Here is a 13,424-nt window from a genome sequence, read left to right on the forward strand (position 1 = left end):
TTCGACCATGACGACCTTCGCCCCTTCCTCCTCTTTCTTCGCCGCCGACGCACTGGCCGGCCGCGTGGCCGTGGTCACGGGCGGCTCGTCGGGCATCGGCCTGGCCACGGTCGAGCTGCTGCTCGGCTGCGGCGCCGCCGTGGCGCTGTGCGGCCGCAACGCCGAACGGCTCGATGCCGCGGTGGCCGGCCTGCGCGCGCAGTACCCCGACGCGAAGCTGTTCGCGCAGACCTGCGACGTCCTCGATGCCGCCTCGGTGCGCGCCTTTGCCGCCGCCAGCGAGGCCGCGCTCGGCCCGGCGTCGATGCTGGTCAACAACGCAGGGCAGGGGCGTGTGTCCACGTTCGCCGACACCGACGATGCGGCCTGGATGGAAGAGCTGCACCTGAAGTTCTTCTCGGTCATCCACCCCACGCGCGCCTTCTTGCCGCAGCTCGCCGCGCAGCGCGCCGCGCTCGGCGATGCCGCCATCGTCTGCGCCAACTCGCTGCTGGCGCGCCAGCCCGAGCCGCACATGGTCGCCACCTCGGCCGCGCGCGCCGGCCTCTTGAACCTCGTGCGCTCCATGGCCACCGAGTTCGCGCCGCAGGGCGTGCGCGTCAACGGCATCCTCATCGGCCTGGTCGAGTCGGGCCAGTGGCGCCGCCGCTTCGAAGCGCGCGAAGACAAGTCGCAGGACTGGGCCGCCTGGAGCCGCCAGCTCGCCACCACCAAACACATCCCGCTGGGTCGCCTGGGGCTTCCGACCGAAGCCGCGCGCGCGATCCTTTTCCTCGCTTCACCGCTCGCGTCGTACACGACCGGCAGCCACATCGATATTTCCGGAGGCCATTCCCGCCATGCATAACCCCAACAACACCGTCACGGTCGGCGCCGTCGTCGCCGCCTTTCTCGAGCAGTGCGGCGTCAAGGCAGCCTTCGGCGTCATCTCGATCCACAACATGCCGATCCTCGATGCCTTCGCGCAGCGCGGCACGGTGCGCTTCATCTCGGCGCGCGGCGAGGCCGGCGCGGGCAACATGGCCGACGCCTATGCGCGCTCCACCGCCAGCCTGGGCGTGTGCATCACCAGCACCGGTCCGGCCGCGGGCAACATCGCTGGCAGCATGGTCGAGGCGCTGACGGCCGGCGCGCCGCTCTTGCACATCACGGGCCAGATCGAGACGCCGTACCTGGACAAGGGCATGTCGTACATCCACGAAGCGCCCGACCAGCTCACGATGCTCAAGGCCGTGTCGAAGGCCGCGCTGCGCGTGCGCAGCGTCGAGACGGTGCTCGGCACGCTCAAGCGCGCGGTGCAACTCGCGATGACGGCGCCGACCGGTCCGGTCAGCGTGGAGATTCCGATCGACATCCAGTCGGCGCTCACGACCATGCCGGCCGACCTGTCGCCGCTGCCCATCGAGCGCCCCGTGCCGTCGGCGGCCGGCCTCGATGCACTGGCCGCACGCCTGGCCACCGCCAAGCGTCCGATGCTGTGGGTCGGCGGCGGTGCCCGCCACGCCCGTTCGGCCATCCAGCGCCTGCAGAAGCTGGGCTTCGGCGTGGTCACGACCACGCAGGGCCGCGGCACGGTGCCGGAAGACGACGCCGGTTCGCTCGGCGCCTACAACATCCAGAAGCCCGTCGAGGCCTTCTATCAGACCTGCGACGCGATGCTCGTGGTCGGTTCGCGCCTGCGCGGCAACGAAACGCTCAAGTACGAACTGAAGCTGCCGCGCACGCTGTACCGCATCGACGCCGATGCGGCTGCCGAAGGCCGCTGCTACGCATCAGAAGCCTTTGTCTGCGGCGATTCCGCGCTGGCCCTCGACGGCCTCGCCGACCGCCTCGAAGCCGCGAAGTACAAGGCCGACCCGCAGTTGCTGGTCGACCTGCGCGCCACGCACGACCAGGCCGTGGCCACGCTGCGCGACGGCCTCGGCCCGTATGCCGAACTCGTGCGCCAGCTGCAGTCGGTGGCCGGCCGCCAGTTCAACTGGGTGCGCGACGTCACGGTGTCCAACAGCACCTGGGGCAACCGCGAGCTGCGCGTGTTCGAACCCAGCGCCGGCGTGCACGCCACGGGCGGCGGCATCGGCCAGGGCATGCCCATGGCCATCGGCGCGGCCATCGGCGCGGCGGTGACGGGCTCGGGCCGCAAGACCTTCTGCCTGGCCGGCGACGGCGGCTTCATCCTGAACCTGGGCGAGCTGGCCTGCATGGTGCAGGAGAAGGCGCCCATGGTCATCGTGCTCATGAACGACAAGAGCTACGGCGTCATCAAGAACATCCAGGACGCGCAGTACGGCGGCCGCCAGTGCTACGCCGAGCTGCACACGCCCGACTACGACCTGCTGTGCCAGTCGATCGCGCTGCCGCATGCCCGCGTGAAAGACCTGGCCGACCTGCCGGCGCACCTGGACAAGGCGCTCGCCGCCAACGGCCCGTTCCTGCTGGAGATCGACATGCTGTCGATCGGCGGTTTCAAGACCACCTTCGCCGGCCCGCCGACCAACACGGTCACGCAGATTCCCGCGCTCGGCGCGGCCCAGTGAGCGAACGCGGAGCCCCACGCATGACCACTGCCATCACGCGCATTGCACTCGTCGGCTGCGGAGCCATCGGCACCTCGGTGCTCGAACTGCTGCGCGGCGATCCCGCCCTGAAGGTGGTGGCCATCGTCGTGCCGGCCGAAGGCGTTGCCGCCGCGCAGAGGGTCGCGCCCGACGTGCAAGTGGGCAGCGCCGTGCCCGCCGACGGCATCGACCTCGTGGTCGAGACCGCCGGCCATGCGGCCATCGAAGAGCACGTGCTGCCCGCGCTGGCACGCGGCACGCCCTGCGTGGTCGCATCGGTCGGCGCGCTGTCGGCCACGGGCTTCGCCGAGAAGCTCGAAGCCGCCGCCGTCGCCGGCCACACGCAGGTGCAACTGATTCCCGGCGCCATCGGCGGCATCGACGCGCTGGCCGCGGCCCGCATCGGCGGCTTGAGCAGCGTGCGCTACACCGGCCGCAAGCCGCCGCAGGCCTGGAAGGGCACGCCGGCCGAGCAGGGCCGCAACCTCGACACGCTGGCCCACGAAACCGTCATCTTCGAAGGCAGCGCGCGCGAAGCGGCCTTGCTCTATCCGAAGAACGCCAACGTGGCGGCCACCGTGTCGCTCGCGGGCCTGGGCCTGGACCAGACGCTGGTGCGCCTCATTGCCGACCCGGCCACCACCGAGAACGTGCACACCGTCGAAGCCGAAGGCGCCTTCGGCAGCTTCGCGCTGACCATGCGCAACAAGCCGCTTGCGGCCAACCCCAAGACCTCGGCCCTGACCGTGTACAGCGCCGTGCGCGCGCTGCGCAACCGCGTCGCGCCCCTTGCTATCTGACCTTTCGAGTCATCCCATGATCTCCACCGAACTCCTTCCGATCTGCATCGCCGGCGAATGGCGCCTGGGCGGCGGCGACGTCTACGAAAGCCTGTACCCGGCCACCGGCGAGCCCATTGCGCGCCTGAAGGCCGCGAGCCTGGCCGACGTCGAAGAAGCCATCACGCGCGCCGACCACGCCTTCCGCACCAGCGGCTGGGCCCAGCGCCTGCCGCACGAGCGCGCCGCCGTGCTGCACCGCGTGGCACAGCTCATTCGCGAAGAGGGCGAGTCGCTCGCGCAGAAGCAGCGCCTGGACAACGGCAAGCCGATCAGCGAAACGCGCAACCTCGTGGCCAGCGCCGCGGCCACCTTCCAGTTCTTTGCCGCCGCGCTCGAGACGCTCGAAGAAACCATCACCCCCTCGCGCGGCGCTTTCGTCACGATGAGCGTGCACGAGCCCATGGGCGTGGTCGCGGCCATCACGCCGTGGAACTCGCCCATCGCGAGCGAAGCCCAGAAGCTGGCGCCCGCGCTGGCGGCCGGCAACGCGGTGGTCGTGAAGCCCGCCGAAGTCACGCCGCTCATGGCGCTGGAACTGGCGCGCATCTGCGAAGCGGCCGGCGTGCCCAAGGGCATCGTGAGCGTGCTGCCGGGCAAGGGCTCGGTGATCGGCGACGCGATCACCAAGCACCCGCTGGTCAAGCGCGTGTCGTTCACCGGCGGCACCACCACCGGCAAGCACATCGCCCACATCGCGGCCGACAAGATGATGCCGGTGTCGCTCGAACTCGGCGGCAAGTCGCCGACCATGGTGCTCGACGACGCCGACCTCGACCACGCGGTGAACGGCGTGCTGTACGGCATCTTCAGTTCGTCGGGCGAGTCGTGCATTGCGGGCTCGCGCCTGTTTGTCGCACGCAGCATCTACGACGAGTTCCTGACGCGGCTGGCCGAAGGCGCCAATGCATTGCGCGTGGGCGACCCGGCCTCGGAGCGCACGCAGATGGGCCCGCTCATCACGGCCAAGCACCGCGAAGGCATCGAGCGTTATGTGGACCTGGGCGTGTCCGAAGGCGGCCGCATCCGCACGGGCGGCGTGCGCCCGCACGGCGCGGACTACGACAAGGGCTACTTCTACCAGCCGACGATTCTCGAAGGCCTGACCAACAGTGCCCGCATCAGCCAGGAAGAAATCTTCGGCCCGGTGCTGGTCGCGATGCCTTTCGACAACGAGGAAGAACTGATCGCGCAGGCCAACGACAGCATCTATGCGCTGGCCGCCGGCGTGTGGAGCCGCGACTTCAAGCGCGCCTGGAAGCTGGGCCGCGCGGTGCAGGCCGGCACGGTCTGGGTCAACACCTACAAGCAGTTCTCCGTCTCGACGCCGTTCGGCGGCTGGCGCGACAGTGGCCTGGGCCGCGAGAAGGGCCGCGAAGGCATCTTCCAGTACATGGAGCAGAAGAGCATGTACTGGGGCACGAACGAACAACCCCTGCCTTGGGCGAACTGAACGAGAGCGAAAAATCATGAGCGTACTTGGCATCGACCAGATCACTTACGGCGCGGACGACCTGCCCGCCTGCCGCCAGTTCTTCCAGGACTGGGGCCTTTCACTCGTGTCCGAAGCCGCCGACGAACTCGTCTTCGAGTGCCTCAACGGCTGCAAAGTGGTCGTTGCGGCGTTGGGCAACGCGAACCTGCCGCCCGCGATGGAAGAGGGCCCGACGCTGCGCGAAGTGGTGTGGGGCGTGGAAAGCGACGCCGACCTGGACCGCTACGCCGCCGCCATCGCGCAAGACCCGGCCTTCGTCGACACCACGGTCGACGGCGCACGCCGCATCGGCTGCACCGACCCCAACGGCCTGGCCGTGCGCCTGCAGGTGAGCCGCAAGCGCGCGGTCGAGGTCGACTGCGGCGCCATGAACACCTGGAACGCCAAGCCGCGCGTGAACCAGCCCGCGCCCATCTACGAACGCGCCACGCCGATCGAGGTGGGCCATGTCGTGTTCTTCGTGAGCGACGTGAAGGGCACGAGCGCGTTCTACGCGCAGCGCTTCGGCTTCGTGTCGTCCGACGGCTATCCGAACCGCGGTGCCTTCATGCGCTGCGCACCCGAGGGCGGCCACCACGACCTGTTCCTGCTGCAGATTCCTTCGGGCAAGCGCGGGCTCAACCACGTGGCCTTCACCGTGCGCGACATCCACGAAGTGTTCGGCGGCGGCCTGCATTTCTCGCGCTGCGGCTGGGACACGCAACTGGGCCCGGGCCGCCACCCGGTGTCGTCCGCGTACTTCTGGTACTTCAAGAACCCGGCCGGCGGCCTCATCGAGTACTACGCCGACGAAGACCAACTGACTGCCGACTGGCAGCCGCGCGAGTTCGAACCCGGCCCGACCGTGTTCGCCGAATGGGCGGTCGATGGCGGCCTCGACGGCCACACGCGCCGCCAGAAGAACGCGGAAGGCCCGAAAGGTGCTTTCCTGACCGAGAAAAAGTGAACCCGGTGAACCTCATGCAACGACGTTTTTCTTTCTCCCTGATGGCTGCCGCCGCGCTGGCCATCGCCTTGCCCGCGCACGCACAGAGCGACGTGCACAAGCAGCTGTCGAGCGATCGCTTCACCATCGTCTCGCCGTTCCCGCCCGGCGGCCCGGTGGACACGCTGGCCCGCGTGCTGTCCGACGGCCTGGCCAAGCGCTACGGTCAGGCGGCCGTGGTCGAAAACCTCGTGGGCGCGGCCGGCAACATCGGCATCGACAAGGTCAAGCGCGCCAAGGGCGACGGCCACACGCTGCTCGTGGTGCCGGCTGGCAACCTCACGATCAACCCGACGCTGATGCCGAACTTCCCGTTCAACATCGAGAAAGACTTCGTGCCCGTCACCATGCTCGCCAAGGCGCCCAACGTGCTGGTGGCGTCGCCGGCCTCGGGCATCAAGAGCGCGAAGGAGCTGGTGGCCATGGCCAAGGCCAAGCCCAACACGCTGTCGTATGCCTCGCCGGGCGTGGGCAGCGGCCTGCACCTGGCGGGCGAGCTGTTCAAGCAGCAGGCCGGCATCGACCTGCTGCACGTGCCCTACAAGGGCACGGCGCCCGCGCTCAACGACGTGCTCGGCGGCTCGGTGCCGCTGATGTTCAGCAACCTGCCCGCGACGATGCCCTTCATCAAGAACGGCAAGCTCATCGCGCTGGGCGTGACCGAAGCCAAGCGCAGCCCCGCCGCACCCGACATTCCCACGCTGGCGGAGCAGGGCATCCAGGGCGTGGCCGTGACCTCGTGGTATGGCCTGCTGGCCCCCAAGGGCACGCCACCCGCCGTGGTCGAGCAGCTCGCGAAAGACGCGGCCGAGATGCTGGCCCAGCCCGATGTGCGCGAACGCCTGAAGGCGCAAGGCATGACCGACGCGGCCATGAAGCCCGCCGAGTTCGCCACCCACATCCGCGATGAGACGGCCGTCTGGGCCCGGATCATCAAGGCCCGCAACATCGTGGCCGAGTGAGCCGCACGCAAGAACAAAGAGAGACAGCATGCAGACAAACGAATCCACCATCGGCATCGTCGGAGCCGGCATCGGCGGCCTGGTCGCCGCCATCGCACTGCGCCGCGCCGGGCACGACGTGGTCGTGTTCGAACAGGCCAGGCAGTTCGCCCGCGTCGGCGCCGACATCAACCTCACGCCGAACGCCGTGCGCGCACTCGACGGCCTGGGCGTGGGCGAAGCGGCCCGCGTGACGGCGGCGCGCCCGTCGCACCGCATCAGCCGCACCTACGACAGCGGCGAAGAAACCTCGCGCCTCGAAATGGCCGACTCGGCCGAACAGCGCTACGGCGCGCCGCAGCTCACCATCCACCGCGCCGACCTGCTGGCTGCGCTGGCCGACATGTTCCCCGCCGAGCGCGTGGCGCTCGGCAAGCGCGCCGAGAGCATCGCGGCCGACGACCAGGGCGTGACCCTGTCGTTCAGCGACGGCACCAGCGCCCGCGTGGGCGTGCTCCTTGGTGCCGATGGCATCCACTCGGGCGTGCGCACCGCGATGTTCGGCGCCGAGAGCCCGCGCTTCACGGGCATCGTCGCCTACCGCGCCGTGGTGCCCGCCGAGCGCGTGGCCGGCGTGCCCAACCTGGGCGCCTTCACCAAGTGGTGGGGCCCGAACCCGCAGAGCCAGATCGTCACGTTCCCGCTGAACCGCGGCAAGGACACCTTCATCTTCGCCACCACGCCGCAGGACACCTGGCACCTCGAATCGTGGACCGCGCCGGGCAGCGTCGACGAGCTGCGCGAGCAGTACGTGGCCTACCACCCCGAGGCGCGCGCGCTGCTCGACGCCTGCGACACGGTGCTGAAGACCGCGCTGTACGAGCGCGAGCCCATGCCCGCCTGGGCGCAGGGCCGCCTGGCGCTGCTGGGCGATGCCGCGCACCCGATGCTGCCCTTCATGGCGCAGGGCGCCGGCATGGCCATCGAAGACGCCGTGGTGCTGTCGCGCCACCTCGACGGCGTGGCGATGGCCGACATTCCCGATGCGCTGCAGGCTTACCAGACGGCCCGCATCGAGCGCGCCAGCCAGGTGCAGCTTGGCTCGCGCGGCAACAACTGGCTGCGCGAAGGCGGCAATGCCGACTGGGTGTACGCCTACGACGCTTGGGCCGTGCCGCTGGGCGTGCCGGCGCAAGGCGCTGTCGCCGCTACTGCCTGACCCCTTTTTCTCCCTCGCTCCACGGAGGCTCACGATGCAACAAGACCGCTTTCTCCAACCGCACCAGGCGCGCCAGCGCCCCGCGACCACCTACGAAGACCTGCTGGGCGACGTGATCGAACGCGCCTATGGCGACGGCATCCATGACCTGCCGGGCCTCGTGCAGCGCCTGAACGACAGCGGCCTGGCCACGCCGGGCGGCCTCGCATGGACCGAGGCGCTGTACCGCAAGGAAATGGCCACGCTGGCCGCCTGAGGAGAACCACCATGACCATCGCCATCACCCCCGTTCCCGCCGATCCGGTCGACCACCTGCTCGAGATCGGCCTGAAAGACCTCTGGTACCCGATCTGCCCCTCGCACTTCGTCAAGGAGAACCCGATCTCCCTGCGCCGCCTCGGCCGCAAGATTGCGCTGTGGCGCGACAGCGAAGGCGTGCTGCACGCGCTGGAAGACCGCTGCCCGCACCGCGGCGCGCCGCTGTCGCAAGGCGTGATCCTGGGTGACCGCCTCTCGTGCCCGTACCACGGCGTCGAAGTGCGCCACGACGGCGTGGTCACGCGCGTGCCCGGCAGCCCGGGCTGCAAGCTCGAAGGCTCGCGCGCCACGCGCCACTTCCACGTGCAGGAGCGCGCGGGCGCCGTGTTTCTCTACAACTCGAAGGAGCCGGTCGATGTGCCGCCGCCGCTGGTGCTGCCCGAGCAGCTGACCGACGAAGCGGAGTATTCCAACTTCCTTTGCTACACGGAGTGGAAGGGCGACTACCGCTACGTGCTGGACAACGTGATGGACCCGATGCACGGCACGTACCTGCACAAGCAGTCGCACTCGATGGCCGAGGGCGACTCGAGCGCCAAGTTCGGCGTTCGCCCGACCGACATCGGCTTCGTGTTCGAGAAGGAAGGCCAGCGCAACGTCAACTTCGACTGGACCGAGTGGGCCGACACCGGCATCCACTGGATGCGCCTGGAAATTCCGTACCCGAAGACCGGCGGCCCCGGCGGCAACTTCATCATCATCGGCGCCTTCTCGCCCATGGCCAACGGCATGACCGCCACCTTCTTCTGGCGCGCGCGCAAGCTGTCGCCGGGCTGGGAGCGCGACACCTGGCGCTTCCTTTACAAGAACCGCCTCGAGGCGCGCCACTGGCACGTGCTGGAACAAGACCGCGTGATGCTCGAAGAGATGGAAGCCGACGCCAACCAGCACGAGAACCTGTACCAGCACGACCTGGGCATCGTCCGCCTGCGCCGCCACATGCGCAACCTCGCGCAGGCACAAATTGGCTAACCCCCAGGCTTGCCCACTTCGTGTGGCCTCCAACCCCCTTGCAGGGGGCAACACCAGCGGCCCGGCAAAGCCGGTTCCGCGGTGTTTCTGGAATGAATCCGGGTCTTTGAAGAGGTAGTTACCAATGTCTTCTCCCACGCTGAACGCCCTCGTGCACACCATGCGCTACGAGGCCGAAGGCATCGTCAGCGTCGAGTTCCGGCCGGCCACGCCGGCGGTGGACTTTCCCGCCTTCGAGGCCGGCTCCCACATCGACCTGCACCTGCCCAACGGGCTGGTGCGCAGCTACTCGCTGTGCAACCCGTCGAGCGACCGCCAGCGCTACGTGGTGGGCGTGCTCAACGACCGCAAGAGCCGCGGCGGTTCGCGCTACGTGCACCAGCAGCTGCGCGTGGGCATGACGCTGCCCATCTCGGCACCGCGCAACAACTTCAAGCTGGAAGAGGGCGCCGAACGCTCGGTGCTCGTGGCCGGGGGCATCGGCGTGACGCCCATCTGGTGCATGCTGCAGCGGCTCATTGCCATCGGCAAGCCGGTCGAAATCGTCTACTGCGCGCGCACCCGCAAAGAGGCCGCCTTCTGCGACGCCATCGAAGCGCTGGCCACCGAAAAATCGGTGCAGCTCACCTGGCACTTCGATGACGAGAAGGGCGCACCGCCCGACCTCGCGGCGTTGCTGGGCGGCAAGGGCGCCACCAGCCATTACTACTGCTGCGGCCCCACGCCGATGCTCGACGCTTTTGAAAAGAGCTGCGAGCAACTGGGCTACGCCAACGCACACATCGAGCGCTTCGCCGCCGTGCATGTGGAGGCGCCCAGCGCCACACAGACCTGCGTGGTGCAGTGCGCCAAGAGCGGCAAGAGCGTCGAGGTGCCTCCGGGCAAATCGATTCTCGACAGCCTGATCGACGCTGGCCTCACCCCCGACCACAGCTGCAAGGAAGGCGTCTGCGGCGCCTGCGAAACAGCGGTGCTCGAGGGCGAAGTCGATCACCACGACGGCATCCTCACCAAGATCGAACGTGCGTCCAACAAAACCATGATGATCTGCGTCTCTCGCTGCAAGGGCGAGCGGCTGGTGCTGGACATCTAAGAAGGTATGAAAGAACCCACCATGCCCGCTCATCCCGCCCAGACACACCCACTCTGCGTTGCAAATGCTCGCCATAGCCCGAGCTATGGCTGCGCTTTGCGCCTTGATTGGGCGCGCCTGGGCGGGCTGCTCGGGCACGTCGGATTCATTCATACCTTCTGACCAAGGCCACACCCCACAAGACGGCCGAGAGAAAAACCAACCGAGACATTCAATGAAAAAGTACTTGATCGCGATGGCTGCGGCCACCGCGGCTGGCGGAGCGCTGGCCCAATCTTCCGTGACGCTGTTCGGCGTGGTCGATGCCTCCGTGATCTACACGCGCGGCAGCGGCGACGGATCGGCCCACAAGACGCAGCTGGGCAACAGCGGCAACATGTTCAGCCGCCTCGGTTTCCGCGGCACCGAAGACCTCGGCGGCGGGCTCTCGGCCAGCTTCTGGCTCGAGATGGGCCTGCAGAACGACAGCGGCACTGGCTTTCCGTCGAACTCGAACAACCAGGCCAGCGGCAACGGCACGCCCGGCGTGATGAGCTTCAACCGCCGCTCGACCGTCAGCCTGGCCGGCCCCTTCGGTGAAGTGCGCCTGGGCCGCGACTACGTGCCCGCCTTCTGGAACACCGCGATCTTCGACCCCTTCGGCACCGGCGGCGGCATCGGCGCCAACCAGATCTACTTCTCGGGCCTGGGCGGTCTCGTGGCCCCCACCGGCACGCGCGCCTCGAACAGCATCGGCTACTTCCTGCCGGCCAACCTGGGCGGCTTCTACGGCCAGGTGATGTACGCAATGGGCGAGAACGACTCGACCTCGGTGCTGCCCGGCACGCAGGTGTCGAACAAGCGCGACGGCCAGCACACGGGCGCGCGCTTCGGCTACCAGAGCGGCGGCCTCAACGTGGCGATTGCCACCGGCCGCACGCGTTATGCGAGCGGCGACCTGCGCGTGACCAACCTCGGCGCGGCCTACACCTTCGGCCCCTCGCTCATGAACCTCAAGCTCACGAGCGAGCTGTACAAGGAGTCGAAGGGCAGCACCGATGCCAAGGGCGTGCTGGTCGGCTTCCAGCTGCCCATCGGTCCGGGCGAGATCAAGGCCTCGTACGCGCGCTACAAGCTGGAGCCGCTCAATGCGGTGCGTGAGCCCACGACGTCGAAGCTGGCCATCGGCTACGTGCACAACCTTTCGAAGCGCACGGCGGTGTACGGAACGATCGCCCGCATCAGCAACAAGAACGGCGCCACGCAGGCGTTGGCCGGCGCCATCACCATGCCCAACCGCGCCTCCAGCGGCGTCGAGTTCGGCATGCGGCACATGTTCTAGGCGCGGCAACATAGCGCGCACCACCCCAGCAAGAGAGAGCACCGGTCATGCAGAGCAAGAACTTCCGTTGGTACGGCGTGATCACGCTGTTCGTGATCGTGGCGATCTCTTACGTGGACCGCATCAACATCGCGGTGCTCATCACCGATGCGGCCTTTCTGAAACACGTGGGCATCGACGCCTCCGACCGCGTGAGCCAGGGCCTGCTGGCCACGGCCTTCATGCTCGGCTACGGCGTGTCGGCCTTCGTGCTCACGCCGTTCTGCTCGGCGCTGTTCGGCGTGCGGCGCAGCCTGATCTACGGCCTCGTCCTGTGGGGCGTGGTGACCTGGGCCTCGCCGATGTTCCACAGCTACGGCCTGCTGCTGGCCTCGCGCGTGCTGCTGGGCGTGTCGGAAGGGCCGCTGTTCTCGCTGGCCTCGTCGTACATCAAGGCGCACTTCAAGAGCGACGAGAACGGCAAGCCCAACGCGCTGGTGAACATGGGCACGGGCCTGGGCCTAGCGGTGGGTTATCCGCTGGTGGGCTACCTGCTCACGCAGTTCGATTGGGACAGCTCGTTCCATGTGCTCGGCGTGCTCAACATCGTGCTGGGCATTCCGCTGGTGCTGGCCTTCGTGCGCATGCCCGCAGGGCACGGCGACGGCATCAAGCCCTCGTCGTTCGGCGATGCGATGTCGCGCGTGGCGGGCATCGTGAAAGGCGCGCTGCACACGCGGCACCTGTTCCTCATCACGCTGCTCACGTCGGCGGCGCTGGCCTACCTCTGGGGCAGCAGCAACTGGCTGCCGACCTACCTGCGCGAAGCGCGCGGCTTCTCGCTGCGCGAGATGGGCTGGATCGCCTCGCTGCCGCAGTACGCCACCGTGCTCGCGGTGTTCACGGGCGGTGTGCTCATCGACAAGCTCGGGCGTGACCGCGTGCCCTTCATCTTCATGGGCGCGAGCGCGGGCGTGGCACTGTCGGTGCTGCTGGCCATCAATGCGCGCGACCCGTACATGGCCGCGACCTGCCTCGTGGCGGCCAACTTCTTCTGGGGCCTGCAGAGCCCGGCCATTCCGAGCACCGTGCAGCACTGCGCGCGGCCCGAGCACACGGCCAGCGCCTTCGGCGTGACCAATGGCGTGGGAAGCCTCGTGGCGGGCTTCATGCCGGCACTGATGGGTGGTGTGATCACCGCGGTGTCGCACAGTGGCGGTGCAGCACACACAACGGTGACAGCGGCCTCGTCCGCGGCAGGTTTCTTCGCGGGCTTTGCGCTGCTCATCGGCACACAGGTCGTCGTGTTCGCGTGCGGCTTTTTGCTGTGGTGGCGCGAGCGCGCGCAACGCACCGCTGCAGTCTCTGGTTCACAGCTTTCGTAGCGTTCGCCGCGGCTTGAACCTTCGTACTGTGGCCGCTTCGTCACAGTGAACGGCCTTCGTTTTTGTCATCTGCGTGAGCAGGTGTTTCGGCCGCAGAACCATCTTCGTATTGCATGGCACGCGTCGCGTGCCATGACGCCATTCGGCCTATCGCGCGCGAACAATTGGAGAGAGAAAAGTTCCGCGAATCGTTGAGCTCATTGCATCGATCAGCTACAACTGCGAGCACTTCAACGGACGAGGGAATGCGCGTGAAATCAACCACAAGAGCCGCAGCCAGTCTTGCCGTCGCCATCGCTTTCGCCATGGCCCCGGCCGT

12 protein-coding genes are annotated in these 13,424 nt (G+C 68.1%); all 12 read left to right on the forward strand.

Annotated features, from left to right (window positions below):
• The first annotated feature begins 7 nt into the window (after positions 1-7).
• The 12 genes from CLU95_RS27840 to CLU95_RS27895 all read left to right on the forward strand — a co-directional run bounded on the left by CLU95_RS27840 (position 8) and on the right by CLU95_RS27895 (position 13,105).
• Positions 8-847, forward strand: a complete 840-nt coding sequence (locus tag CLU95_RS27840; protein WP_099796582.1) for an SDR family oxidoreductase — start codon at positions 8-10, stop codon at positions 845-847.
• Positions 840-2,537, forward strand: a complete 1,698-nt coding sequence (locus CLU95_RS27845; RefSeq protein WP_099796583.1) for a thiamine pyrophosphate-binding protein — start codon at positions 840-842, stop codon at positions 2,535-2,537. Before CLU95_RS27840 ends, CLU95_RS27845 begins: the two co-directional genes overlap by 8 nt.
• 20 nt (positions 2,538-2,557) lie before the next feature.
• Positions 2,558-3,358, forward strand: coding sequence for an aspartate dehydrogenase (locus CLU95_RS27850; protein ID WP_099796584.1), 801 nt, complete (start codon positions 2,558-2,560; stop codon positions 3,356-3,358).
• Positions 3,359-3,374: 16 nt separating this feature from the next.
• Positions 3,375-4,850, forward strand: coding sequence for an aldehyde dehydrogenase (locus CLU95_RS27855; RefSeq protein ID WP_099796585.1), 1,476 nt, complete (start codon positions 3,375-3,377; stop codon positions 4,848-4,850).
• Positions 4,851-4,866: 16 nt separating this feature from the next.
• Positions 4,867-5,838: a VOC family protein gene (locus CLU95_RS27860; RefSeq protein WP_099796586.1), complete on the forward strand. Its 972-nt coding sequence runs from the start codon at positions 4,867-4,869 to the stop codon at positions 5,836-5,838.
• 14 nt (positions 5,839-5,852) lie between these two features.
• Positions 5,853-6,839, forward strand: coding sequence for a Bug family tripartite tricarboxylate transporter substrate binding protein (locus CLU95_RS27865; RefSeq protein WP_099797507.1), 987 nt, complete (start codon positions 5,853-5,855; stop codon positions 6,837-6,839).
• A gap of 28 nt (positions 6,840-6,867) precedes the next feature.
• Positions 6,868-8,037: an FAD-dependent monooxygenase gene (locus CLU95_RS27870; protein WP_099796587.1), complete on the forward strand. Its 1,170-nt coding sequence runs from the start codon at positions 6,868-6,870 to the stop codon at positions 8,035-8,037.
• 34 nt (positions 8,038-8,071) lie between these two features.
• A complete protein-coding gene (locus CLU95_RS27875) occupies positions 8,072-8,293 on the forward strand; it encodes a recombinase-like helix-turn-helix domain-containing protein (protein ID WP_099796588.1) in 222 nt (73 codons plus the stop codon).
• Positions 8,294-8,304: 11 nt separating this feature from the next.
• The gene (locus tag CLU95_RS27880; RefSeq protein ID WP_099796589.1) at positions 8,305-9,327 is read left to right on the forward strand and encodes an aromatic ring-hydroxylating oxygenase subunit alpha; all 1,023 of its coding nucleotides are present in this window, start codon (positions 8,305-8,307) and stop codon (positions 9,325-9,327) included.
• A gap of 124 nt (positions 9,328-9,451) precedes the next feature.
• Positions 9,452-10,420 (forward strand): PDR/VanB family oxidoreductase, encoded by a 969-nt coding sequence (locus tag CLU95_RS27885; protein ID WP_099796590.1) that lies wholly within the window; start codon positions 9,452-9,454, stop codon positions 10,418-10,420.
• Between the two features lie 214 nt (positions 10,421-10,634).
• Positions 10,635-11,741, forward strand: coding sequence for a porin (locus CLU95_RS27890; protein ID WP_099796591.1), 1,107 nt, complete (start codon positions 10,635-10,637; stop codon positions 11,739-11,741).
• A 47-nt stretch (positions 11,742-11,788) separates the two neighbouring features.
• The gene (locus tag CLU95_RS27895) at positions 11,789-13,105 is read left to right on the forward strand and encodes an MFS transporter (RefSeq protein ID WP_099796592.1); all 1,317 of its coding nucleotides are present in this window, start codon (positions 11,789-11,791) and stop codon (positions 13,103-13,105) included.
• The last annotated feature ends 319 nt before the right edge of the window (positions 13,106-13,424 follow it).

The organism is Variovorax sp. 54 (assembly GCF_002754375.1).
In the GTDB taxonomy this organism is placed as follows: Bacteria; Pseudomonadota; Gammaproteobacteria; order Burkholderiales; family Burkholderiaceae_C; genus Variovorax.